Here is a 25735-nt window from a genome sequence, read left to right as displayed (position 1 = left end):
TGCTCACGGAAGTCGTCGGCGAATTCCCCGAGCTTCAGGGCTTGATGGGAAAATACTATGCGCTTGCGCAGGGCGAGGATGCTTCCGTCGCCGCGGCGAGCGAGGAGCACTACAAGCCGCAAGGCCCGAACGATCGCGTGCCGACCGATCCCGTCAGCGTTGCCGTCGCGCTTGCCGACAAGATCGACACACTCGTCGGATTCTGGGCAATCGACGAGAAGCCGACGGGCAGCAAGGATCCTTACGCGCTGCGACGCGCGGCGCTCGGCGTGATCAGGCTGATCGTTGAGAACAAGCTTCGCCTGCACCTCCTCCAGATGACCGCAGCGGCGAACGGCGGTCGACCGACCAATGGCGGCCAGCTTGCCACCGATCTTCTCTCCTTCTTCGCCGATCGCCTGAAGGTTCAGCTTCGTGAGCAGGGCGCACGGCACGATCTCGTCGACGCGGTGTTTGCGCTCGAAGGCCAGGACGATCTTCTGATGGTGGTTCGCCGCGTCGAGGCGCTCGGAAAGTTCCTCGACAGCGACGACGGCAAGAACCTGCTCGCGGGCACCAAGCGCGCCAGCAATATTCTCTCGATCGAAGAAAAGAAGGACAAGCGCAGCTTCGACGGCGCACCGGATGCGGCGCTTTATCGGCTCGACGAAGAGAAGGCGCTTGCGAAAGCCATCGATCAGGTGAAGCGCGATGCCGGCGCCGCGGTCGCCAAGGAAGATTTTGCCGCCGCGATGAGCGCGATGGCCAAACTTCGCCCCGCGGTCGATGCTTTCTTTGACAAGGTCAAGGTCAACGACGACGATCCCAAAGTGCGCGAGAACCGCCTGAAGCTGCTGAACGAAATCCGCGCCGCAACGCGTGCCGTCGCCGACTTCTCCAAAGTCGAGGGTTAGGGCGTGGATCGGGAGACGCTCGCGGCCTATGACAAAGACGCCGCGGCGTTCGCGAAAGACTGGCACGACCAGCCGGCCCCCAACGATCTGCATGAGATCGTCAAGCGCTTCTTCATCGCAAGCGGTCTGACCGCCGATATCGGCTGTGGCAGCGGGCGCGAGATCGCCTGGCTCAACGCGAATGGCTTTCCGTCAAAGGGTTTAGACGCATCGGAAGGTCTTCTGACTGAAGCGCGTGCGCGCTACCCGCAGTTCGAATTCACGCGCGCAGCGTTGCCTGATCTGCGAGGCGTCGCGGCCGACACCTATGACAATGTGCTGTGCGAAACCGTGATCATGCATCTCGACCGCGCGCAGATTGGGCCATCGGTCCGCCGCATGCGTGAGATCGTCAAGCCGGGCGGGGTTCTTTACCTGAGCTGGCGCGTCACCGAAGGCGAAAACCAGCGCGATAAGCACGCAAGGCTCTACGCTGCGTTCGAGCCTTCGTTGGTCCGCTCCGAACTGATGGCAACAACCATCTTGCTCGATGAGGCGGTCGTCAGCGCCTCGTCAGGCAAACGGATTCATCGCATCGTGGCCCGCAAGGGCGCGCGTTAGCAGATCGGACGGTTCTCGTTCCCCGGATGCAGCGCAGCGCCGCCGGCGTGCTCGCGCGCGCCGTAGGCACCCTTAGCGGTGCGCTGCTGATCCGGGGTCCATTAGCGCTATCGTCTGGGGGGCCCGGCTCAGCGGTGCACCGCTGAGAAGCGCTGCACCGCGTCCGGGACACGATAGCAAAAAGTGCCCCGCCCGGGCGGGGGGAGCCGGGCGGGGCCTTGATGTCCGGCAGCCATCCCGTTGGGCCGGACATGCATCGAGCGCTGTTAGTCGATCACCTGAACGATGCGGCGCGTGCGCGGCTCGACCAGCACGGTCTCGCCGTTCACCACGGTGTAGCGATAAGGCGTCGCGCCGAACGTCTGCGGTACGTCATAGAAGGTTACGCCGCTCTCCGGCAGGACAGCGCCGACAACGACGCGATCCGGGATGGAGTAGTTGGGCACCCGTTCACGTACGATATATTCGCGAAACGCCGGCCGCTGATCGACCGCGATGCCAACGGCGCCGTTATCGACGATCACTGCGCCCGGGCGCGCGACGCCGACGGTGCTCTGGGCCTGCGCCGCGACAGGTGCGCTTATGGCGGCCGCAATTGTCGCTAGGGCCAAAAGATGGTTTCGCATGATCTGCTCCTTCGCCATTTAGGACTGCATTCCGGCAAGTTGCCGGGCATGCAAGGTGATCCAATTCATCGTTGCCGACATCGTTCCCCAGAAAAAATTTCGGACAGTGCGTTGTTTCCGATGAATTTTTGGAACAGTGCGGAACCCCATCAGGCCCAAAGCGTCTGCTAGCGTGGAACAGGGGGAGGGGAATGTTATGGTGCCGCTCCTCGATTCGACGCACCCTAAAGAGGAGACGCATTCATGACCCTCACCGTCGCCCATATCTCGCCGATCATCTCGGTGATCGCGGGCCTTTTGATTTTGATCATGCCGAGGTTGCTGAACTTCATCGTAGCAATCTTCCTCATCCTCAACGGCCTGATCGGGCTCGGGCTTTTGCGGTGGCTTCACATGTAACCGGGCGTGTTCCGCGGCTTGCGCCGGGCCGCTCAAAGTGGTGTAAGGCGCTCAATTCTTTCACTCCAGCGGATCATTTTCTGTCATGGCCAAAGCCGTCGCGAAACCGAAGAAAATTGCTGCGAAATCAAAGTCTTCCGCGGGGACCCGGGCCAAGCCTGCGCCGACCGCCTCAGCCCGCAAGGCGCTGAAGAAGAGCGCGGTCAAGCCAGCGAAAAAGCCGGTCGCCGCCAAGGCGGCCGCCGAGCCGGTGAAAGCGGGCAAGTGGGTCTATACCTTCGGCGACGGCAAGGCGGAGGGCAAAGCGGGCCTACGCGATCTGCTCGGCGGCAAGGGGGCCAATCTCGCCGAAATGGCTAATCTCGGATTGCCGGTCCCTCCAGGCTTCACCGTTCCGACATCGGTCTGCACCTATTTCTACGCGCACGAGAAGACCTATCCGAAGGAGTTGAAGGCGCAGGTCGAGAAAGCGCTCGACTATATCGGCAAGCTCACAGGCAAAGCCTTCGGCGATTCCAAAAACCCGCTGCTGGTGTCGGTGCGCTCCGGCGCCCGCGCCTCGATGCCGGGCATGATGGATACGGTGCTCAATCTCGGCCTCAACGACGTTACGGTCGAGGCGCTCGCGGAATTGTCCGGCGATCGCCGCTTTGCCTATGACAGCTACCGCCGCTTCATCACCATGTATTCCGATGTTGTGCTTGGCTTCGAGCACGCCCACTTCGAGGACATCCTCGATACCTACAAGGACAGTCAGGGCTATTCGCTCGACACCGATCTGACCGGTGATGACTGGGTCGAGCTTGTCGGCCAGTACAAGGAAGCCCTGGCGCGCGAGACCGGAGCGGAATTCCCGCAGGATCCCCATGATCAGCTGTGGGGGGCGATTGGGGCCGTGTTTTCGTCCTGGATGAATGCGCGCGCGGTGACCTATCGCAAGCTGCACGACATTCCGGAATCCTGGGGTACCGCCGTTAACGTGCAGGCGATGGTGTTCGGCAATATGGGCGAGACCTCGGCGACCGGCGTTGCGTTCACGCGCAATCCCTCGACCGGCGAGAGCAAGCTCTACGGCGAATTCTTGATCAACGCGCAGGGTGAAGACGTCGTGGCGGGCATTCGCACACCGCAGGACATCACCGAAGATGCGCGCAAGGAATCCGGCTCCGACAAGCTGTCGATGGAAGAGGCGATGCCGGCCGCGTTCAAGGAGCTGACGCGGATCTATACACTGCTCGAAAAGCACTACCGCGACATGCAGGACATGGAGTTCACTGTCGAACAGGGCAAGCTGTGGATGTTGCAGACCCGCAGCGGCAAGCGCACCGCAAAGGCCGCGCTCAAGATTGCGGTCGAACTCGCCAATGAAGGCCTGATCTCGAAGAAGGACGCCGTGCTGCGGATCGATCCCGCCTCGCTCGATCAGTTGCTGCATCCGACCATCGATCCCAATGCCAAGCGCGACGTGATCGCGACCGGCCTGCCGGCGTCGCCCGGCGCGGCATCGGGCGAGATCGTGTTCTCCTCCGACGAGGCTGCAAAGCTGCAAGCGGACGGGCGCAAGGTCATACTGGTGCGGATCGAAACCTCGCCGGAAGACATTCACGGCATGCACGCCGCTGAAGGCATTCTGACCACCCGCGGCGGCATGACATCGCACGCCGCCGTGGTTGCGCGCGGCATGGGCAAGCCTTGCGTCTCCGGCTGCGGCGCCATCCGCGTCGATTACGGCCGCGGGTTGATGAGCATCGGTTCGCGTACTTTCAAGACCGGAGACGTCATCACCATCGACGGTTCACTCGGTCAGGTGCTGGCCGGGCGGATGCCGATGATCGAGCCGCAATTGTCGGGCGAGTTCGGCACGCTGATGGGTTGGGCCGACGCCGTGCGCAAACTCGGCGTTCGCGTCAACGGCGATACGCCGGACGATGCGCGCACCGCGGTCAAATTCGGCGCGGAAGGCATCGGCCTTTGCCGCACCGAGCACATGTTCTTCGAGGAAACCCGCATCCGCACCGTGCGCGAGATGATCCTCTCCGAGGATGAGCGCGCACGCCGCGCCGCGCTCTCGAAGTTGCTGCCGATGCAGCGGGCGGATTTCGTCGAGCTGTTCGAGATCATGCAGGGCATGCCGGTCACGATCCGCCTGCTCGATCCGCCACTGCACGAATTCCTGCCGCATACGCAGGCCGAGATCGAGGAAGTGGCGCGCGCCATGAACACCGATCCGCGCCGGCTCGCCGACCGTGCGCGCGAGCTTGCGGAATTCAACCCGATGCTCGGCTTCCGCGGCTGCCGGCTTGCGATCGTCTATCCCGAGATCGCCGAGATGCAGGCGCGCGCCATCTTCGAGGCCGCCGTCGAAGCCGGAAAGCGCACCGGCAAGGCGGTGGGTGTCGAAGTGATGGTGCCGCTGATTGCGACCAAGGCCGAGTTCGACCTGATCAAGGCGCGCATCGATGCGACCGCGCAGGCGGTGATGAAGGAAACCGGCGCCAAGCTCGACTATCAGGTCGGCACCATGATCGAGTTGCCACGCGCCTGCCTGATGGCGGGCGATATCGCGACGACCGCCGAGTTCTTCTCGTTCGGCACCAACGACCTGACGCAGACCACTTACGGGATCAGCCGTGACGACGCGGCGAGCTTCCTCTCGACCTATGTCGCCAAGGGTATCCTGGAGATCGATCCGTTTATCTCGGTCGATCGCGACGGCGTCGGCGAGTTGGTGAAGATCGGCGTGGCACGCGGCCGCAAGACGCGACCGAGCCTCAAGGTCGGCATTTGCGGCGAGCATGGCGGTGATCCCGCTTCTGTCGCGTTCTGTCATCAGGTCGGTCTCGATTACGTATCGTGCTCGCCATATCGCGTGCCGATCGCGCGACTCGCTGCGGCGCAGGCAGCGCTTGGCAAAGAGGTTGCGAGCCAGGCGTAACAACAACGATCGTACCAAAGCGATTTTCGCACTGAGAATGCCCGGACTTGTTCCGGGCATTTTCTTTTGACGACGTCGATGCGCGGCAAAGCTTGGCTGGCCCGCGTCACCACGGGCAATCGCTAAAAATTTCTTCACGCTTTTCGTTGACGCGATATTTACCACTTTGCTGGAGGCGCTGTTTACCAACGCCTTACAAGTGATTGCTTCGAAACGGCCGCGCGGTTGCGTGTGTCGTTCGGGACACGCCGATTAACTCCCTCGCAACCTAAATTAGTTACTACCCGAAACGATCGAATTGCACGGAGGTAGTGGAGTTCGATCGCGTAAGCGTTGTGTTGCGTTGCGTGAGCGTAAGATGTCACAGTTGCGTGGCCGGCCGAGGAGCGCACAATTTGCGTTCTTCGGTCTTGGTCTTTGCAGTTTTGCATTGACCCCGACGGAAATCGGATATCAGGACATTGCATCGCGGCTGGCGCGACAGCCGGCCGTTGCCGCGCGGTGGCGCAGCCACTTGTTCGCCGCTGTCGATAGCATTCATGTCGCGGCCTACACGTTCAACCGGCCGATTGGAACGGCCGCGCCGGAACCGCCGAACTATCGGCGCGTCAGTTTCAATCCAGCCTCCGACATCACCGGCTCTATACCGCGCAATCAGGTGATCCAGACTCCGCCGCGCTACCAGGCTTCCGATTTCCCCAAGGTCGATCGTACGCTCAAGGGCGATCGTCTCATTGTCGCACCGGCTCCGGAAGTTGCTGCGCCCGCCGGCGTTGCGCCGACGAAAAACGAGCCCGCGAGCTCCAGTCCCAACATACGCGGTGCCAAGAGCGCTGACGCCACCGCGCCCGCCGCGCGCGCGCCGCTCGATCCGGAACTGGCGGAAGCGATGAACGCTCCGCCGCTTCAGCAGTATGATATTTCGATGTCGCTCGAGGCGCGGCCGCTCGATGATTTGAAAAACTCCACTGGCAAGGCGGCCGCGACGTTCGAAAGCCGCCCGTCGCGCGACGGCTTCTCCGTGAAAACAGCGAGCCTGTTCTTCGGCACTCAGTCGCTCGGTGCGCCACTCGAGACCATTGAGCGTTGGCAGCCCGGCGAGGAACCTGTCGTTGTGATGCCTGAAGCGCATGTCGACCCCGATATGAAAATGATGGCGGCGCTGCCTGCGACCACAGACGTCGCCAAGGCGGCCGAGAGCGGCGAGAGCATCGCGGCCAAGGGCGAAGTCAATGCCGACGACCAGCGCGACAAAACGCCGGCCGAGCGCCTCGGCCTCACCGACGAGAAGTCGCGCGCCAAATCGGAAAAATGTCTTGCGGAAGCTGTCTACTTCGAAGCCCGCGGCGAAGCGGTGCGCGGCCAGATCGCGGTGGCGCAGGTCGTCCTCAACCGCGCCTTCTCCGGCTTTTATCCAACCACGGTGTGCGGCGTCGTCTATCAGAACAAGCATCGGCACTACGCCTGCCAGTTCACTTTTGCTTGCGACAACGTCGCCGATGTCGTTCGCGAGCCCGACATGTGGGATCGCGCCAAGAGAATTTCTAAAGCGATGCTCGACGGCCAGATCTGGCTGCCGGAAGTAGGTCACTCGACGCATTACCACGCTTACTGGGTGCACCCGTCCTGGGTCAGCGAAATGAAGAAGATGTACAAATTCGGCGTGCACACCTTCTATCGGCCGCGCGCCTGGGGCGATGGTAGCGAAGCGCCGAGCTGGGGCACGCCGGCGCAGACCGCGCAGATTTCGGCGGAGCTCCTTGAAGCAGCCAAAAGCTCGGCCGAGATGTCGGAGAATTCCTACCGGCGGTAAGTGTGCTGACGTTATGTCAGCATGTCCATGACATGGCGTCATTCGAGGCTCGCGGAAACGCGCAGGGCAGCATTGCGGCGGCCCATGTACACCGATCAGTGCATTTCAAAATCCATGCATTTGCGGTAATTCGTTCGTCCGCTGATTTGTCCGTCGGCGGCAGCACGTTTCGCCGCAATGACACCGCGAGCGATTCTTGAGGGGATTTGCATGGCTTCGATCGAAATCGACCAGCGTAAGCTTTCCGATACGGCAGGCTGGCGTACGCCGCTGGTGGTTATTGTCTGCGGCTGTGCGATCGCGCTGCTCAGCTTCGGGCCGCGCTCCGGTCTTGGTTTCTTTGTCCAGCCGATGGGCCGAGAATTCGGCTGGGGTCGCGATATTTTCGGCCTCGCGCTGGCCGTGCAGAATCTGCTTTGGGGACTGGGGCAGCCGATTGCCGGCGCGGTCGCAGACCGCTTTGGCGTGACGCGTGTGATGTGGGTCGGCGCTGCGCTTTACGCTGCGGGCCTGTTCCTGATGAGCCATGCGACGACGCCACTCTCGCTCGATATGGGCGCGGGAGTTCTTATCGGCTTTGGGCTTTCCGGTTGTTCGTTCAATCTGGTGCTGTCTGCTTTCAGCAAGTTGCTGCCGCCGGAGCGGCGCGGCGTTGCGCTTGGTGCAGGCACCGCCGCCGGCTCGTTCGGCCAATTCCTGTTCGCGCCGTTCGGCGTGGCGATGATTGACAATTTCGGCTGGCAGGCGGCGCTTTCGGTGTTTGCTGCAATGATGCTGCTCATCCTGCCGCTGTCGCTGGCGCTCGCAACGCCGCCCGCGGCGGCTACGACCGAGGCGCCTGTCCCGGATCAGCAGTCTTTCAAGACTGCGCTGGCCGAAGCGTTCGGACATCGCTCTTATGTGTTGCTGGTGCTGGGCTTCTTCACCTGCGGCTTTCAGCTCGCCTTCGTCACAGTGCATTTGCCTGCCTACCTGTCTGATCGGGGCATATCCACATCGACCGGCGGCTGGGTCCTGGCGGCGATTGGTTTGTTCAATATCATCGGTTCGCTCAGCGTCGGCTGGTTACAGAACGTGCTTCCGAAGCGCTACATCCTGTCCGCGATCTATTTCACCCGGGCCCTTGCAACCGTTGCATTCATCTCGTTTCCGATCACGCCATTCTCGGCGATTGCGTTCGGCGCCATCAGCGGTCTGACCTGGTTGTCGACGGTGCCGCCGACCTCGGCCTTGATTGCGCTGATGTTCGGCACGCGCTGGTTTGCGACGCTGTATGGGTTTGCATTTGTCAGCCACCAGGTCGGAGGCTTCCTCGGCGTCTGGCTCGGCGGGATCGTCTTCGAAAAATTCGGGTCATATACGCCGATCTGGTGGCTTTCCATTATGTTCGGCGTGCTCTCGGCGCTGATCAATCTGCCGATCGTCGAGGCGCCCGTGCGGCGTTCGGTGGCGCAACCGGGCTGATTGGTTCCTAACATATCGCTCTCGCCGTGCGATTTTGTGAGTGATAGGATCAATCCCACTCACAAATAAACGCCGGGAGACGTTGCGTTGGCCACCTTCAAAGCGATCAGGATCGACAAAGCGGAGAAGGGCACGACCGCAGCCGTCGTCCAGTTCGACGAAGCCGACCTGATGGAAGGCGACGTCACCGTTCGCGTCGAATGGTCGACCCTGAATTACAAGGATGGCCTTGCCGTCACCGGAAAGGCGCCGGTGGTGCGGCGTTTCCCGATGATTGCAGGGATCGATTTTGCCGGCACCGTCGAACAATCCTCGCATCCGCGCTGGAAAGCCGGCGACCGCGTGGTCTGCAACGGTTGGGGTCTCGGCGAAACGCATCTCGGCGCTTACGCCGAAAAGGCGCGCGTCAAGGGCGACTGGCTGGTACGTTTGCCCGAAAGTATCTCGGCGCGCAGTGCGATGGCGATCGGCACCGCGGGCTACACCGCGATGCTGGCGGTGCTCGCGCTGGAGAGCCATGGTTTGAAGCCATCGCACGGCCCCATCGTCGTCACCGGCGCCGCCGGCGGTGTCGGCTCGGTGGCGATCGCGATCCTTTCGAAGCTCGGCTACCACGTCATCGCCTCGACGGGGCGGGCGTCGGAAACCGATTATCTCAAGGGTCTCGGCGCGACCGAGGTGATCGACCGCAACGAGCTTTCGGCGCCGGCTAAACCGCTCGCCAAGGAGCGCTGGGCGGGAGGGGTGGACAGCGTCGGCTCGACCACGCTCGCCAATCTTTTGTCGATGACCAGATACCGGGGCGCCATCGCGGCCTGCGGGCTGGCCGCCGGGATGGACCTGCCGATCTCGGTCGCACCATTTATTTTGCGGGGGGTGTGTCTGCTCGGCATCGATTCCGTCATGTGCCCTCTGGAGCTTCGGGAGGTCGCCTGGAAGCGCCTTTCGACCGATCTGGAATCGGCAAAGCTGTCTGAAATTACTCATGAAATTGGCCTGGATGAGGTGATCGGGGCGGGAGCCAGGATCCTCGCCGGCCAGGTTCGCGGCAGAATCGTGGTAAAAATTTCCTGACGACATTCAGACTTTACCAACGAAGCTGCGCCAATGTTGCCACGGTTAGTATGGTAAGCAGCGGGTAAAGAGAACGACCTCCCGCGGGGTAAAGTCGGAGTTGAAGCATGCTTGCGCGTTTTGTGTTGGGGGCGACGATAGCCGTTGCGGCGACCGTGCCCGCGTTGGCCGGGCAGATGAATGCCGAGGAGGCCAAGCGCTTCGTATCCGGCAAGGTGTTCACCTTCACCTGTGTTGACGGCACCCGCGGCGCGGGCCGGATCCTCGACGACATGGGGGCGGCCGGTTCGGTGCAATTCAGCGGCGCCGGTCCCATCCGCCACGTGCGGCTGCCCGGTAATACGCTGCAAATCCGCGGGCAGGCGGTTTGCGCTTCGCTTCGTGGCCTCCCGTTCGAGCCGTGTTTCAACCTCGAAAAGCACGACGAAGTCAGCTTCCGCGGATCGGTGGCCGGCATGAGCTTCGCTTACTGCGATTTCCGTCATCAGGGCGGAGCCCAGATGCTGATGGCACGCGCGGTGGCGCATCCGCGTTCGCTGCGTGAGCGCGAGCGTGCGGCGGAGCGTGCGCTGGAGCGAACCGGCTCGGTCGAAGCGTCCGTGCGGGTCGAAACCCCGGCAGTCGAGAGCGCGAAGCTTGATCCGATCGGCGCCGCGCCGAAGGCCGCGCCGGCGAGATCGGAGCCCGGACTGGAGTTGCGCCACTCGACCGACTGATGGTCGCAAGGCGCGCTGCCGGTTTCCAACTTTTCTGACGCGTATTGGCCGCGCTCGCGCGTCCGCAATTCTACGGGCGCGAGGCGCGCGTATTCGTTGTGACGTTGCGGTTTTCCGCCATGCGTCACGGCGTGCGCTGAACCCTTCATTTACGAATTGGTAGCTATGTTCGCGGGCGCCGAAAAGGCGGCTGGGATTGGTGATTGCGTGCCGTGAAACGACCGAACGGCACATCCTCGGGGGTGGATCGTCGTGCTCAAGTTCATTGCTCAACATTCGATCGCGGCCAAGCTTGCCGCCATGGCGGTTGCCGGCGCGCTGTTCATGCTGTTCGTCGCGGCAACGGTTCTCTTCATTGCCCGCAGCGAACTCGCCAATGAGCGAACGGAACGGGCGCATGCCGTCGTCGATGCCGTCTGGAGCATGGCGGACAGTTTCAAGCGCGCAGCCGACACCGGCACGATGACTGAGGCCGAAGCGAAGGCCCGCTTCTTTGCAGCGTCTGGCAATATCTGGTTCGAAGGCCATACCAACTACGTCTTCATCTACGACACCGAGACCGGGCTTTGCGTCATGAACACCGGCAATCCAGGCCTGGTCGGCAAGGACGTGCGCGAGCTGAAAGATTCGAGCGGGATGCCTTTCGCCGCGATGATGCTCGATATCGCAAGGCGCGGGGAGGGCACGATCCGGTACACGTTCCCGAAAGGCGGCGCGAAAACGCCGCTCGACAAGGTCGCGTATGTCCGCGGCTTCGGGCCGTGGCATCTCATGATCTCCTCCGCCGAATACATGACGGATCTGGACGTCTCGTTCTGGAGCATGGCGCAGACGGCCGGCATTCTGATTGCCGTTCTGCTGCTGTCCTCGATCGCGATCGCATGGCTGGTGGCGCGCAGCGTCGTCAAGCCGCTCACCCGGTTGAAGCTGCGCATGGACGCGCTCAGCAAGGGCGAATTGAATCTTCCTGTCACCGACGTCGAACGGTCCGACGAGATCGGCGAGATGGCGCGAACTGTCGAGGTGTTCAAGCAGGCCATGGTCGAAACCAACCGCCTGCGCGCCGAACAGGTCGAGACCGAGCAGCGGCAGATGCAACAGCGCAAGGACGACATGCACCGGATGGCCGATGGCTTCGAAGGCGCGGTGGGGCAGATCATCGGGGCCGTGTCCTCGGCGTCCGCCGAACTGGAAAAGTCGGCCGGCGTGTTGACCTCGACCGCGACGCGGTCGGAATCGCTTGCCACGAAAGTCGCCGGCGCTTCGGAGGAAGCTTCCGTGAACGTTCAGTCGGTGGCGTCGGCAACGGAGGAATTGTCGTCATCGGTTCACGAGATCAGCCGCCAGGTGCAGGAATCCGCGCGCATGGCGAATGCGGCCGTCGAGCAGGCACGCCAGACCAATGGCCGCGTCGGCGAACTGTCTAAGGCTGCAAGCCGCATTGGCGATGTGGTCGAACTGATCAACACGATCGCCGGGCAAACCAACCTGCTGGCGCTTAACGCCACCATCGAGGCGGCGCGTGCGGGCGAAGCGGGCCGCGGTTTTGCGGTAGTGGCGTCCGAAGTGAAGGCGCTCGCCGAGCAAACCGCGAAAGCGACCGGCGAGATCGGCCAGCAGATCAACGGCATCCAGGCGGCGACGCAGGAATCCGTGGGCGCGATCCGGGAAATCAGCGGCACCATCGAAAAGCTCTCGGAGATCGCCTCTGCCATCGCGGCCGCCGTGGAAGAGCAGGGCGCCGCCACCCAGGAGATCTCCCGCAACGTGCAGCGCGCGGCGGAAGGCACCATGCAGGTCTCTTCCAACATCTCCGACGTGCAGCGCGGCGCCAGCGAGACCGGGTCGGCCTCCTCGCAGGTGCTGTCGGCCGCGAAATCGCTCTCCGGCGATTCCAGCCGCCTCAAGCTCGAGGTCGGCAAGTTCCTAAGCTCCGTGCGGGCGGCTTGACGACAACAACGTCATGAGCCCGCCGGCGCGACAGGCGTCGCGGGCTGCGCGTCTCGCCGGAACAGGACCTTCTGATAGAACCAGCCGATCGCGACCAGCACGAGGCCGAGGCCCATGAAGGACAGCGCGCGGTACACGCCTTCCAGTGTCGACAGATCGACCAGGAACACCTTGGCGATGGTCAGTGCGATCACGACGGCCGAGGCCAGACGAGCGCGCTGTGAGTTGAAGAAAATGCCGATCACCAGCAGCGCCACGCCGAAGGCGAGCCACGCGATCGAATAGGTGTACTGCTCGACGTCGTAGATCGGTCCGCTGGACATCGACGGACCGTGATAGAGCCGCCGGATTTCGAGACTGATGTAGCTCAGCGCCAGCACCAGCGCGCCGGCGGCAATGGTGTTGCCATAGGCGGCAGGCCTGCGGCCCGCAACCGCATAAGACAACAGCAGCGCCAGGATCGCCGGCGCGGCGTAGGCGAGCAGAAGCTCGTTGAAGAATTCGCCGCTAACTCTGTCGCCCCACCAGATGAAGGGATTGTCGATGAACAACAATCCGACCAGCGTTGCGGCGCCCGCAAACAACGTCAGCAGGATGGCGCTGACATTGTGAATGATGCTGCCGCTTCGAACGAATAGTCGTTCAAGTCCGATCGCCATGGCGAGCGCGGCGCAAACCTGCAAGCCGGTCTCGGTCAACCCGGAGCTGTGGCGATAGACGTCGCCGCCATTGATGAAGTGACGGATTTGCAGGAACACCAGCAGCACCGTAAAGAGGATCGCCGCGGCTTCCACGCTGCGCAAGGAAGCGTCGTCCGCTTGACGCCGAAGTAAGATGCTGGCCGTCCAGAACGACAGCGCGGGAATGCCGTAGCCCCACAAGAGCCAGTTGAAGATCGGCGTCGTGCCGACCGCGGCACCCACGATCCGCGGCTCATAGCCGATCCTCAGGACCACGATGCCGGCGAGGATTGCGGACAGCACGCGCAGGAACGGAATCGGCCGCTGCGTCGACACCCAGGCTGCGCCGAGCGACGTCAGCGCGAGCGCGATGGTGAGCCAGCCCCTGTCGAGCGCAAAGGTCAATCCCAGCGCCATCGCCGCCAACGTGCCGGTCGCAAACAATGCGGTCGCGACAGTCAACCCCGGACGCAACTCGCGCCGCGACAGGATTTCGGTCGCAGCGGCAAAGGCTGCCGCGAGCAGCACGGCCAGGATCGCAAACGGGATCGATCGATCGAGATGAGCGATGCGGGCATACAGCGCGATGATAAGTGCAAGCGGCGTAAATACGCCCGATGCCGACCAGATCACCGGCACCAGCGCGTTCGAACTGCGGCCTTGCGCAAGAAATCCCGCCGCGCCAAAGGCAATGGCGAAGAGCGCGGCCACGGTGAAATGAAGCGAGACCGAGCTTTCGATCGGGGAAGTGCCGATGCCGGGCAGCGGGCCGCCCGGCAACACCAGCAGATCCGGATTGACCCGAATGGCCCATTCGAGAAACACGATGCCGACGAAGACGGCCGCCAGCGCTACGCTACCTGCCGCCGACGGTGCGCGCCACGCCACCAGCAGCGTCGCCGCGGTCAACACCGCAAACACGATGATGGCAAGATCCGCATGGAAGCTTGCGAGCACGATACACGTCGCGCCGAACAGATAAGCGGCCAGCGATCCCGATGAGACCGGCTCGAAGTGATCGTCATCGGCGGAGGGGCCGAACATGAAACCGCACACCACCATCAGCGCCGCGAGCACAAACCCGGCGATGACGTGGAACGCAGACGGCCCTACCTCCGGCGGGAAGAATGTCAGCGCGGGGAAGGTCCAGAGCAGCGCGAGCACGATCGTGGTCACGGCGAGCCAGATCCACAGCCTGATCCGCGCCAGACCAAAGGCTGCGGCGGTGACGACGGCGAGGTAGATGTAGAGCGCCCAGAAGTCGGGTGTGTCCGATGAGACCAGGAGTGGTGTGCCGAAAGCGGCGACGATGCCGAGCCCGGCCAGCATCGGGCCGTGCAGCAATGCCGCCGCGAGCGTGCCGAGGGCGACGAGCCCGAGCAGAATGAAGGCGGAGGCGGGCGCGAGGAAATCATACAGCGCGTAAGCGGCGTAAACCGTCCCGAAGGCGACCGCCGTGCCGGCCGCCGTCAGGATCGCCGGGATGTTGGCGATCGGCAGCACGTCGATGGAGGAGGTGCTCTCCGAGCGTCGCGTCCATTCGCCGGCAATGAGCAGCGCGAGCGCAAACGCGCTGCCCAGCAAGACCCGCACGCCGGGGCCGAGCAGGCCGGCGTCGATCGAGTAGCGGACCATGAAGAAGCCGCCGAGCGCGAGGGTCAGCCCGCCCAGCCACACCACCCAGCGCGTGCCGACCCTCTCCTCGAAGCCGGGCGAGGCGGGCGGAACGGGCGGGGGCGCCGCCGGCGTAAGCCGGGGGGCGTCCGCCGCATCGTCGGGGACGGAGGGTGGGGCCTCGTGAAGCGGCGTTGGCTCGACGGGAGCGGCGGCGGCCGTCTCGGCTGCAGCCGCGGGCGCGGGCGGTTCGGCGGGGACGAGCGGCGGCGGCGCCTGTGGCGCCCGCCATTCGCTTGCCTCGATCGCGTCCAGTCGCGCTTTCAGGCCGGCCGTCTGATCCTGCGCCTTGCGCGCAATGATCAGCGCAACGACCGCGATCGCAATCGCGAAGAATTCAAACATCCGCCCCTCCAGCGCCGGCTCCATCCAGTCTTAGTGTCCATTCGGACGGCCCAAGTTCAAGTTGAAGTTCAAGCCGACGGAAGGCTTAGTGACAGATTATTCGAGGTCGATGCGGAATGGCTGGCCGACGCTGGTCAGGCTTCCCGGCCCCATTTCGTCGAGCGCGCGCAGCATCCGCCCCTCGCGCCCCAGCGCCTTGTCGGCGAGGCTGACGATCAGCCGGTTCGGCTGGGCGATCGGCGAGGCCGAGCGGATCTGGCGCGCGATCGCGATCTCGTCGCGATGCGGATTGAGCGCGCACACCGCGGCAAAGGCGCTCGCGGTCGAGCGGCTGATGCCGGCGTAGCAATGCACGACCAGCGGCGCGCTGCGATCCCAGCCACGGACGAAATTCAGGACCTGCTCGATATGCGCATCCGATGGCACGACGAAGCCTTCGATCGCTTCGGTGATATCGTCCATCTGCACCTTCAGGTGATTGGCGGCGAGCACCGAGACGGGCCGCTGCACCTGATCGACATTGGCCATCACGGTGAGAATATGGCTCGCCCCGGTCGACTGGACAGTTGAGGGAAGGGCGGCGAGCGAACAGACGTGGATCATGTTTTTTCCTTGTTGGTGGCCTTTAATTATAGGGCCGCGCACGGGGGCGGTGAAGGGTAGGGCTGCAGGCATTGACTGCATCGCGTCATTGCGAGGAGCGAATGCGACAAAGCAATCCAGGCTGTCTCCTTTCCGTCATGGCCGGGCTCGACCCGGCCATCGTGCCGACAGCGCGGAGGCACACCTCCACATTCCCGCGGCGCACTACGTCCGGGTTAGAGCTCACGTGACCCTCGATAACAGAGGGCGCAGGGAATGCCGGATGCAGCGATGCACCCGCAGCCTCGTGCGCAAAAGTAAAAAGCACACGAGTTAGTCACCACAGGTTCACCGGTTGCCCCGGCATTCCCTGCGCGATGGTCTTACGGTTTCCTTCGTGCTCTCCCCGGAGACCGGGCTTTGTTGTCTCCGTCACCAGCGCAATGCGAAAGCATCTCGCTCGCTTGACATCAGCGTCGGGACGTCAGGACCACACGACTTCGCCGTCCGCAAACCGCGTCGCTCGTCGGCGACACAATTTGCGGCCATCGCATCCCGCGCTCCACGGTCGTGACGACGCGTCCGCCCCTCCTGATGAGCGCGAGACGCACATAGAGCTAGCGGTGATTTGCCCGACGGGGCAAGCGAAAAACTGCGACCCGTTTCAGAAGTGACCGTTCGGTCCGATGGTATGCTTCAGGCCGGACCGGATCCGAAATCGGGAGAAGCCGAGCCGCGATCGCTCATCCGGGCATGCGTTTCACGGCCTGGCAGAACGCCTCGACGTTGGTGAAAACGGCGTCTCCGGCGAATTTCAGCGACTCGATCGAGCGTTGGGCCGCATCAGCGTGCCCGCTGCCGCAGGCGTCCTCCACGATGACGGGTACGATGCCGAGGTCGGCCGCGTGCCGCGCTGTCGGTTCGATGCCGATTTCCATCGCGACCCCGACGAGCGCTATCGACGTGACGCCGCAGTCGCGAAGCGCGATCGCGAGCGGCGTGCCTTCGAGCGCCGACATCGTCAACTTGTCGAAGATCGCTTCGCTCGGGCGAGGCGCCAGCTCCGGCGTGATCTGAAAACCCGGCGAATCCCTGAGGAACCACGGATTGACCTTCTCAGGATCGTCGGTGCGTTGCCAGGCCATCGCCATGCGGTAGCTGAACGCGCCCATCAATTCCTTGGGCAGCGACATATGGCGCATGAAGAAGGTCCGGACGCCAGCGCTACGCGCGGCTTCCAGCACGCCGGCAACCTTGGTCACGATCGCTTCCGCGTTCTTGATCTGCTTCAGAATCCCGATCTGCATGTCGTAGACGACCAGCGCCAATCGCTGTGGATCGCAGATTTCTTCAAGGGTTTGCGGGATGTCGAGGCCTTGGACGCGTTTCATGGACTGGTACCTGTAAGGTTGGAAACTGGCGGAAGACTGAGCGGGCCGGTCGCGTTCCACAAGCACGCCCCGGAGAAACTTGCCGCGCGGTCAGTACTCCACGCGGCTGGCGGTAGTATGAACCAGCGGTGAGACCAGGAAAAGGTGAGATCCCGGATCGCGCGCAGTGAAATCCCAGGCCCTATGCCCGCGTAAAGGTGGGCGAATGCGGTTTCGACAAGAACGGTCTCAGATTGCGCAGGAGATCCTCGCCTTCGACCAGGATATGTTCGAACTCGACCGAGGCAGTTCCATTACCGGCAGGCGATGCATGGGCGCGCAAAAATTCCGGTAGCGACGCGACCCGCGTATAAAAGTGACTGAGTTGGCTGGGCAGCGGCGCATCGAACAGGTCCAGCTTGCCTGCATTGGCAGCGTAGAGGTCGCAACGCGGTAACAGAAAATCCGGATGGTCAAGGCCATTGGTGAGACGCGCGGCATCTTTGGCGGGTGGTTCATCATCGGACGCGGGTTGGCTTATCTCTTCGATCAGAGCCATGATGGCCGAGACCTCGCCGACGAAAGCTGAAGCCAGGTTGCGCTGCTTACGTTTGCCAACAAAAATCAACATGTGCGGCTCCCGCGGATTTGCAATTTCGATTTATCACTGGAGCTGAGGCCGCCAGTCGGTTGCGCGTCCGGCTTGGCCTAAGCGCGGCGGGGTTTTGCCAACGCTCGCAAACAACTCGGCTCAACGCCGCGGCAATGCAAGCCGCAGCGCGCACGTTGTGCCGATGAAGAGTGCGAGTGTCGGGCGTGGGGCACATCAATCCCACCTGCGCGTTGATCGCACCCGCAGGAGTCATCAGCCCGAGGGGCGATACCACGGAGCAACCCCATCTCCGGTCTTGCGCGCAACTATAGGCCGATGTCCAACGCGGGGCAACGAACGCTTCGCCGCGGTCTCTCACCTGTGCAGTGCGATAAAATTCGTCCGATCGCTCAGGCGCGTACCTCGAAGATCATATTGACCGGCGTCTCGGTTGCGCGGCGGAAGCGCCTAAAGCCCGCTTCGGTTGCGACCTGGCGCAGTCTGCGCTCGCCGGCCTGAGCGCCAAGTCCGAGCCCCACTTCCTGGGAGAGCGATGCAGGCGTGCAGATGAAGGTCGAGGCATGGTAGTAGACTTGGCCGACCGGGTTGAGGTTGTCTTTCAGATTATCGCAGGCAAACGGCTCGACGATCATCCACGTTCCGTCCTTGCCCAGCGTTTGCCTGACGCGCTTGCCGGCGCCCACGGGGTCACCCATGTCGTGCAGGCAATCGAAGAATGCGACGAGATCGTAGTCCTGCGCCGGGAAATCCTTGGCGCTGGCCTGCGCGAATGTAATGCGCTCGCCGACGCCAGCGTCCTGCGCCAGTGCCTTCGCGCGCTCGATCGACGGCTTGTGGTAGTCGAAGGCGAAGAAGGTGGATTTGGGATAGGCCTTTGCCATCACGATCGTTGAAGCGCCGTGGCCGCATCCGACGTCGGCAACCCTGGCGCCGGCCTTCAGCTTGGCCTCGACGCCATCGAGCGCCGGAATCCAGCTCGAAACCAGGTTGGCATTATAGCCCGGCCTGAAGAAGCGCTCGGTGCCCGCGAACAGGCACTTTGAATGCTCGTGCCAGCCGACGCCGTTCCCGGTCCTGAAGGCGTCGGCAACCTTGGGTTCGTCGAGATAGGCCGATTGCACGATGTCGAAGGCGCCTGCGAAAAACGCGGGCGATGCTTCTTCGGCGAGCGCCATGGCCTGCTCCGCCGAGAGCGAGAACGTATCCTTGTCGGAATCATAGTCGACATATCCGGATGCGGCCTGACCGCACAGCCACTCGCGCAGGTAACGCTCGTGCAGCTTGGTCTTTTTGGCGAGATCGGACGGCGTGACCGGTTTCCCGTCGGCCATCGCCCTGTAGAGCCCGAGGCGGTCGCCGAGCAGGATGCTCGCGCCGGCCAATGAGACACCAACGTCGTTTACGAGCTTCCCAACCAGTTCGTTCAGCTTTTCAGGATTCGGCTCACGCATGACATCCTCCTTTGTTGCTGTCGTTGGATTTGGAATCGGACCTGCTCGCTCCTCCGGTTTTGCCCGGGAACGCAAGATTAGGCGCACGCATCGTGGCGCAGCGGCGCTGAGACGGCGCATTTGAACAGATGGAGCTTGTACGAAAGCGCCGCCGCGGTCCCGCACGGACCACGGCGTCTCGCGCTCAAGGCAGCGTCGCGCTATCCGGCCAGTTCTGTGTCGCGCCGTTCATGCCGGGCAAGGTCAGCGCCGGCGCAAACCGCTCTTCGAACGTCAGCGTCCTTGTGTGGCGCGTTGAAGCCAGCGAGTCCGAGATCAGGGCATAAAAGCCCAGAAAGCCGACCGCGAGCAAAGTGACGGAGAAAATCGTGCTGCGCATTGCTTCCTCCCATCGAGAGTTGGTCAATCCGCAACATGGGACGGCTTTGTTTCAGGACCACTTCGCGCGGCCGGAAAACGGTTTCATTCAACCGGCCGTGATGCGGCTCGATTGCCAAGGGCGCGCTAGTGTCTCGATTCCGAAGTTCGTAGCATTTTTCGGAGCCACGTTTCGAACTTCGGAATCGAAAGGACACTAGCTAATTTATTGATCTAGTGTGGCTTTGGTTCAGAAGTCCGCATGACGTACCCCCGGCGAAAATGATGCGGACTTCTGAACCGCCACACTAGTTCTTCTCGCCCTGGTTGATCAGCATGGCGATCAGGATCAGTGCAAAGGTGATGCTGACACGGACCTTACACGGTGTCGGATGCCGTCAAAGAAGGCCTGCCGCGAGATGCCGATCCGAATTCACGGTAACATTCGGATCAGCTGCAGCGCTGCGATCAAGGCAGCCACGGAAAAGACGACTGACGAGACCATGTAGGCCAATGAGGCCACGCTCAGACCTCGTTCGATCAGGTACCAGGCATCCAGCGAGAAGGTCGAGAAGGTGGTGTAGCCGCCGCAAATTCCGACGGTGAGGAATATCCGCGCCGCTTGCGGCAAATCCCACTTCGTTGCGAACAGGCCGACAAAGGCGCCGATCAGAAACGAACCCGTGACGTTGATGATCAGCGTCCCCCACGGGAAGTTCGTGCCGAACAACCTGCCTGATGCGATACCAACCAGATAGCGCATCACGGAGCCGAGCGCCCCGCCAGCGGCGACGGCGAGAATAAAAGTCGGGTTCAATGCCTTCTCCTTGTCAGCCATTCGGCCGAGCCGGTCAGAATTCCGATGACCGAGAGCGGCGCGACAAACGCAGTTTCGAGTTCGAGGACATAGGCAATGATGGCCACCACCCGGCACGCGCCGGTGGTCCAGATGCCGATTGCAAGTGTCGTGGGAATCCCAGCCATCTCGCGCCCATGTTTGGACGCTGCTGGAAGGAAATAGCTCCTACCGACGCGCAGGCGTCCGGTAGGAGTCATCAGCCTCGAGGCGCTTGACCTCTCGGCGGTTATCGGGGGACTCCATCCCCATCGGCTGACATCGTTATTCAATTTTGGCTTTAGGTCAAGACGCCTGACGCTTTTGAACGCTCACCACGCATGCGTCACGCGCAGCCGAACGCAAATTCTTGGACGCGCTTCAAAAATCTGTCGCGCTTTGCGGCGCGCATAGAAACAAGGCAGGCCGCGCTCAAAACTCGGCCTTGTTGAGGCCAAAACCTGCGCTGAAGATCGCGCCGATCAGCAGGGGAGGATTTTCCGCAATGTGCCAGGGTGACGATCTCAATTGTCCGCATTTCAAGCTGCACTACGAAAAATTCAAGGAAGGGCTCGATATCGAGCGGCGCAATCTGTTGCGATCGGGCGTGTTTGCAAGCGGTGGCGTCGCGGCGCTCGGCGCGATCGGCGGCCTGTCCGTGGTGACGCCGGCGCTGGCGCAGGCCTCGGCCGCGCGGCAGCCGAGCGAGCGCGCCTGGCACACACTGCCCGCCAATTCCGACACGGTGCACTGGGGCTATTTCTCCAAGACGCTGAAGCCGCGCGTTGAAATCAACAGCGGCGACATCGTCACCATCGAAACGCTGACACATCATGCGGGCGACGATGTCGACCGCATGGTCAACGGCGATCCCGGCGCCGAGAGCGTTTTTCTCTGGACCAAGGACAAGAAGGGCGTCGACCGCCGCGGCGCGGGTTCGACCGATCCGAAGGTCTACAAGAAAGGCTCCGGCGAGGGGCAAGGCGTTCACATCATGACGGGGCCGGTGTTCGTGCGCGGCGCCGAGCCCGGCGATATCCTTGAGGTGCGCATTCTCGACTGCGTGCCGCGCGCCTGTGCCAATCCGCAATTCAAGGGCAAGACCTTCGGCTCGAACGCCGCGGCCAACTGGGGCTTTCAGTACAATGACCTGCTCGGCGGCGTGAAGCGCGAGGTCGTGACCATCTACCAGCTCGAGACGACGGGCGGCAAAAGCTGGGCGGAAGCGGTCTATAATTTCCAGTGGGTGCCGCAGACCGATCCGTTCGGCGTCACCCACGCCACGATCGACTATCCCGGCGTGCCCGTCGATCATTCCAAGACCAAGCGGAACGAGGGAGTCCTGAGAGGCGTCCGCATTCCGATTCGGCCGCATTTCGGCACGCTCGGCCTGGCGCCAGCGGAAGCTGATTTCGTCGATACGATTCCGCCGAGCTATACCGGCGGCAACATCGACAACTGGCGGATCGGAAAAGGCGCGACCATGTACTATCCGGTCTCGGTCGAAGGCGCGCTTTTGTCCGCCGGCGATCCGCATGCCTCGCAGGGCGACAGCGAATTGTGCGGCACGGCGATCGAATGTTCGATGACGGGTACGTTCCAGCTCATCGTGCACAAGAAAGCCGATCTCGGCGGGACGCCGCTGGAGCAACTGAACTATCCGCTACTGGAAACGCAGAACGAGTGGCTGGTCCACGGCTTCTCGTTCGCCAATTACCTCAAGGAACTGGGACCGGAAGCGCAATCGGTGATCTACAGCAAGTCGTCGGTCGATCTTGCGATGCGCGACGCGTTCCGCAAGATGCGCCACTTCCTGATGACCACGAAAGGCCTGACGGAGGACGAAGCGATTTCGCTGATGTCGATCGGCGTCGACTTCGGCGTCACGCAGGTGGTCGACGGCAACTGGGGCGTCCACGCGCTGGTGCGAAAGGACGTCTTCTCCGGCAGGGCGTGACATTTGCCGCGCAATTTGAGCGGGGTGGGTCGACCGCCCGCTTTCTTACCTTCTCCCCTTGCGGGAGAAGGTGGCGAGCAATGATGCGAGCCGGATGAGGGGTTCCTGTCTGCGATGCCGAACCCCTCACCCGGTTTCTCGTTAGCGCTCGAAACCATCCTCTCCCGCAAGGGGAGAGGGTTTGGGGAGGGTTTCGGGAGGGTTTCGCTTACGCGACCATGACCTTCAGCGCCGGCGTGGCGTCGAGGTCGAGTTGGGAGAGCGGCGCCGGCCGGCCGAACAGATAGCCTTGCACCAAGTCCACTCCGGCCGCACGCATGTATTCCAGCTGTTCCTCGGTCTCGACGCCCTCGGCCGTGGTCACAGTCCCGAGACCTTGCGCGAGCGCGAGCGTCGAGGCCACGACCGCCTTGCAGTCGCGGCGGCTGAGGACGCCTTGCGTGAACGACTTGTCGATCTTGATCTTGTCGAACGGAAAGTTCGCCAGATAGTTCACTGAAGAATATCCAGTGCCGAAATCGTCGAGCGCCATCGAGATGCCGAGATTTTTCAGCTGACGGATGGTGGTGAGATGGGCTTCCTGGTTCTCCAGGAGCGAGGTCTCGGTGATCTCAAGCTCCAGCCGTTCCGGCGAAAGCCCGGTTTCCATCAGCGTGCGCAGGATGACCTCGAACAGGTTGCCCTTCTTGAACTGGATCGCCGAGATGTTGACCGCGAGCTTGATGTGCGCAGGCCAGGCGGCCGCGTCGGCGCAGGCGCGCCGCAGGATCCATTCGCCGAGAGGGCCGATGAGCCCGGTCGTTTCCGCGAGCGGAACGAACTTGTCGGGCGCGATGAGGCCCTTGGTCGGGTGCTTCCACCGGACGAGCGCCTCGACGCCGCACAAGGTGCGCGTCTTCGCGTCCACGACGGGCTGGTAATACAGTTCGAAATCTTCCCGCTCGATCGCCTCGCGCAGTTCGCTTTCCGCAGTGCGCTGGGTGCGGGCGACTTCGAGCAGTTCCTCGCGGAAGAAACGGTAGTCGTTGCGTCCGTTGGATTTGGCGTCGTAGAGCGCAAGGTCGGCGCGCTTGAGCAGCCCCTCGGGGTCGATCTCGTGCTCGGGGGCGAGCACGATGCCGATGCTGGTGCCGAGTTGCGCCGGGCTGCCGTTGAGGTCGAACGGTTTGGAAATGGCGCCGATGATCCGCAGTGCAAGCGCTATCGCGCCCTCATGCGGGTCGGCTCCGCCCTCCTGGATGATGGCAAATTCGTCGCCGCCGAGGCGCGCCACGACGTCGCTTTCCCGAACGGTCGACCGCAGGCGCCTGCCGACCTCGATCAGCAACGCGTCTCCGGCCGGATGTCCGAAAGTGTCGTTGACGCCCTTGAACTTGTCGAGGTCGACCATCATCACCGTGACGGTGCCACCGCTCCGTTTCAGACGCTTGCACGCCTCATCGAGCCTGACGTTGAATTCCGCGCGGTTTGCAAGTCCGGTCAGCGCATCGTGACGCGCCAGGTGGACGATCTCCGCTTCCGCCCGCCGCCGTTCGGTGATGTCCTCGTGCGTGGCGAGCCATCCGCCGTCAGCCATCGGCTGCCGGGTCACCAGGATGAAGCGCCCGTCGGCAAATTCGTCGACCCGGGAGGATGCCGTATCTTTCGGCAGCTGGTTCAGCGAAGCGAGCTTTTCCCGGGTCGCAGAGGCGCTCGTCTCGCCCTTGAGGATGCCGCGCAAGACGCGATCGGCAATGATGGCTTCGTGGGTCGTTCCGACTTTCAAAAGATCCGGCGACAGCTGATAGAGCTTCGCGTAGCGCTCGTTCCAGACCACGAGCCGCTTCTCGCCGTCGAACATGCAAAGCCCCTGGGCCATGTTGCCAAGTGCTGCATCGAATTGCATGTTGATGCGCGCCAGTTCGCTGGCCTGCTGCAGGATGGCGTTTTCCTGGCGCGAACGTTCGGTGATGTCTTCATGAGTGGCGACCCAGCCGCCATCCGGCAACGAGCGATGCCGGATCTGAAACGTGCCACCGTCCGCCGATCGCAGCGTGACCGTTTCGCCGCGCGCGGCGTGGTCGACGATCTTGGCGCAATACTGATCGACGTCGACGCCAATCAGCCCGACCTGGTTGCGGTGGGCGATAAGTTCGTGGAGATAGCAGCCCGGCTTCACGACATCGGGCGAAAGGTTATACATCTCGAGATAACGCTGGTTGCGGACGACGAGTCGCCTGTGGCGGTCGAACAGCGTCAGGCCCTGCACCATGTTCTCGACCGCCGTATCGAGACGCTGCTTTTCCAGATTGACCCGCTGCTGTGCGAATTGGTGCTGCAACGTCAGGCGCCGGACGATCAGCAGGATGGTGACGGCGATGATGATGACCGAAAGGATCGCCGCGACCACCAGGAATTTGGTCTGCGCCCGCCAGTCGGCGAGAGATGCCTCAACTGTCGTCGTCGCCACGACCGAGAGCGGAAAGCGCGACAGGCTTTGAATCGACACCAGCCGCTCGGCGTTGTCGATTGGGCTGAACAGTCGGGTTGTCCCGTGAGCCATTTTCAGGAACGCGGCGGCTTCCGGCGTCGAGTCTGTCCTGAAATCCTTGCCGATGACCGCTTCGACATGGGGATAGCGCGCAATCAGCTTTCCGCCGTGATGATGCATGGAGATCGTGGCGTCTTTTCCAAGCGCGACGGCGGAGAAGAATTCCTCGAATTTGGCCGGCGCAATCGCGCGCGACACTACGCCAAGGAACTGGCCGTCCTGGCCAACGACCTTGCGGGTGAGGAGGGTTTTCCAGACGTGCGTAAAGCGGCTGAGCACCAGCTCCATCTGCGGCTGCGCCGGGTCCGTGCTGGACCGCAGAGCCTTGAAATAGGCGCGATCGTCAATCCTGACGTTCGGCACGCTTTCGGTTTCCGACGAGTTGATCAGGACGCCGTCGGCGTCATAGATGTTGATGCCGGCGACCTTGGACGCGTGGCTGACTTTTTCGACGAGCTCCCGGTGCATTTCCGGAGTTGACATCCGGCGCTTGAAATCTTCGGGCGAGTTGATGCCGTCCTGACGCGCTTGTTCGATCAGGTCGACGAGAGGAACTTCCGCGTCGTCGAGTTGCTGGTCGAAATGACGCGAGAGCAAAACGACGGCGTTTTCGAGCTCGCGCTTGCTGCTCTCGATCGCATGGTCGCGGAAATTGCGCACCATCATCGCGGTGCCGACGGCAATGGCCGCGATCAGCAGGATGCCGCAAATGAACAGCCAGAGAATGGGATTACGACGACGAGTGGAATCGCCATCGGCCAAACTGCCGATGTCGACCACGCCCCTTTCGCCGAAAGATTCCTTGCTGTTGGTCAGCATTTTTCTCGCTCCCCGCGGAACAGACTACAGTCCGACCGTGGAGCGCACGTTA

General features: G+C 62.6%; 20 protein-coding genes and 2 riboswitches. Of the genes, 10 read left to right on the top strand and 10 right to left on the bottom strand.

The features are described from left to right. Positions 1–893 (top strand): glycine--tRNA ligase subunit beta (gene glyS / locus VFB05_RS04320; RefSeq protein WP_325009156.1); only part of this gene is annotated, 893 nt, incomplete at its 5' end. Between the two features lie 3 nt (positions 894–896). Continuing rightward, the gene (locus VFB05_RS04315; protein WP_325009154.1) at positions 897–1493 is read left to right on the top strand and encodes a class I SAM-dependent methyltransferase; all 597 of its coding nucleotides are present in this window, start codon (positions 897–899) and stop codon (positions 1491–1493) included. 266 nt (positions 1494–1759) lie between these two features. Here VFB05_RS04315 and VFB05_RS04310 read toward each other — a convergent pair whose 3' ends face one another. Continuing rightward, positions 1760–2119, bottom strand: coding sequence for a DUF1236 domain-containing protein (locus VFB05_RS04310; protein WP_325009152.1), 360 nt, complete (start codon positions 2117–2119; stop codon positions 1760–1762). A 243-nt stretch (positions 2120–2362) separates the two neighbouring features. On the opposite strand from VFB05_RS04310, the gene VFB05_RS04305 reads away from it, so the two are divergent. The 7 genes from VFB05_RS04305 (at position 2363) to VFB05_RS04275 (ending at position 12470) form a co-directional block, all read left to right on the top strand. Next, complete coding sequence (locus tag VFB05_RS04305; protein ID WP_325009150.1) at positions 2363–2518, top strand: DUF3096 domain-containing protein; 156 nt, start codon at positions 2363–2365, stop codon at positions 2516–2518. 85 nt (positions 2519–2603) lie between these two features. Further along, positions 2604–5453, top strand: coding sequence for a pyruvate, phosphate dikinase (gene ppdK, locus VFB05_RS04300; RefSeq protein WP_325009148.1), 2850 nt, complete (start codon positions 2604–2606; stop codon positions 5451–5453). Positions 5454–5811: 358 nt separating this feature from the next. Beyond that, entirely contained in the window at positions 5812–7266 is a 1455-nt protein-coding gene (locus VFB05_RS04295) for a cell wall hydrolase (protein WP_325009146.1), read from the top strand. Between the two features lie 210 nt (positions 7267–7476). Continuing rightward, entirely contained in the window at positions 7477–8730 is a 1254-nt protein-coding gene (locus VFB05_RS04290; RefSeq protein ID WP_325009144.1) for an MFS transporter, read from the top strand. A gap of 87 nt (positions 8731–8817) precedes the next feature. After that, positions 8818–9804 carry an MDR family oxidoreductase gene (locus VFB05_RS04285; protein WP_325009142.1) on the top strand — a complete coding sequence of 329 codons (987 nt, stop codon included), beginning with the start codon at positions 8818–8820 and terminating at the stop codon, positions 9802–9804. Positions 9805–9911: 107 nt separating this feature from the next. After that, a complete protein-coding gene (locus VFB05_RS04280; protein WP_325009140.1) occupies positions 9912–10520 on the top strand; it encodes a hypothetical protein in 609 nt (202 codons plus the stop codon). A 300-nt stretch (positions 10521–10820) separates the two neighbouring features. Then, complete coding sequence (locus VFB05_RS04275; protein WP_414643149.1) at positions 10821–12470, top strand: methyl-accepting chemotaxis protein; 1650 nt, start codon at positions 10821–10823, stop codon at positions 12468–12470. Positions 12471–12481: 11 nt separating this feature from the next. Here VFB05_RS04275 and VFB05_RS04270 read toward each other — a convergent pair whose 3' ends face one another. The 8 genes from VFB05_RS04270 to VFB05_RS04235 form a co-directional block, all read right to left on the bottom strand. After that, on the bottom strand, positions 12482–15169 hold the full coding sequence (locus VFB05_RS04270) for a DUF2339 domain-containing protein (protein WP_325009135.1): 2688 nt from the start codon (positions 15167–15169) through the stop codon (positions 12482–12484). Between the two features lie 96 nt (positions 15170–15265). Beyond that, complete coding sequence (locus tag VFB05_RS04265; protein WP_325009133.1) at positions 15266–15772, bottom strand: protein tyrosine phosphatase; 507 nt, start codon at positions 15770–15772, stop codon at positions 15266–15268. Between the two features lie 722 nt (positions 15773–16494). Continuing rightward, complete coding sequence (locus tag VFB05_RS04260; RefSeq protein ID WP_325009131.1) at positions 16495–17142, bottom strand: cysteine hydrolase; 648 nt, start codon at positions 17140–17142, stop codon at positions 16495–16497. Positions 17143–17323: 181 nt separating this feature from the next. Next, positions 17324–17752: a hypothetical protein gene (locus VFB05_RS04255; RefSeq protein WP_325009129.1), complete on the bottom strand. Its 429-nt coding sequence runs from the start codon at positions 17750–17752 to the stop codon at positions 17324–17326. Between the two features lie 218 nt (positions 17753–17970). Then, positions 17971–18034, bottom strand: a riboswitch (Fluoride riboswitch). Positions 18035–18123: 89 nt separating this feature from the next. Then, on the bottom strand, positions 18124–19185 hold the full coding sequence (locus VFB05_RS04250; RefSeq protein WP_325009127.1) for a class I SAM-dependent methyltransferase: 1062 nt from the start codon (positions 19183–19185) through the stop codon (positions 18124–18126). A 184-nt stretch (positions 19186–19369) separates the two neighbouring features. Next, positions 19370–19564: a hypothetical protein gene (locus VFB05_RS04245; RefSeq protein WP_325009125.1), complete on the bottom strand. Its 195-nt coding sequence runs from the start codon at positions 19562–19564 to the stop codon at positions 19370–19372. Positions 19565–19975: 411 nt separating this feature from the next. Continuing rightward, entirely contained in the window at positions 19976–20359 is a 384-nt protein-coding gene (gene crcB, locus VFB05_RS04240) for a fluoride efflux transporter CrcB (RefSeq protein ID WP_325009123.1), read from the bottom strand. Beyond that, on the bottom strand, positions 20356–20526 hold the full coding sequence (locus VFB05_RS04235; protein ID WP_325009122.1) for a hypothetical protein: 171 nt from the start codon (positions 20524–20526) through the stop codon (positions 20356–20358). The genes crcB and VFB05_RS04235 overlap by 4 nt, the downstream gene beginning before the upstream one ends. A gap of 55 nt (positions 20527–20581) precedes the next feature. Then, positions 20582–20657: riboswitch (Fluoride riboswitch) on the bottom strand. Positions 20658–20882: 225 nt separating this feature from the next. Between VFB05_RS04235 and VFB05_RS04230 the strand changes: the two genes are divergently transcribed. After that, positions 20883–22334, top strand: coding sequence for an acetamidase/formamidase family protein (locus tag VFB05_RS04230; protein ID WP_325009120.1), 1452 nt, complete (start codon positions 20883–20885; stop codon positions 22332–22334). Between the two features lie 208 nt (positions 22335–22542). Here VFB05_RS04230 and VFB05_RS04225 read toward each other — a convergent pair whose 3' ends face one another. Next, positions 22543–25683 carry a bifunctional diguanylate cyclase/phosphodiesterase gene (locus tag VFB05_RS04225; RefSeq protein ID WP_325009118.1) on the bottom strand — a complete coding sequence of 1047 codons (3141 nt, stop codon included), beginning with the start codon at positions 25681–25683 and terminating at the stop codon, positions 22543–22545. Positions 25684–25735 lie beyond the last annotated feature (52 nt).

The sequence above is a fragment of the Bradyrhizobium sp. genome (assembly GCF_035652035.1).
In the GTDB taxonomy this organism is placed as follows: Bacteria; Pseudomonadota; Alphaproteobacteria; order Rhizobiales; family Xanthobacteraceae; genus Bradyrhizobium.
This window is presented reverse-complemented; position numbering and strand designations above follow the sequence as displayed.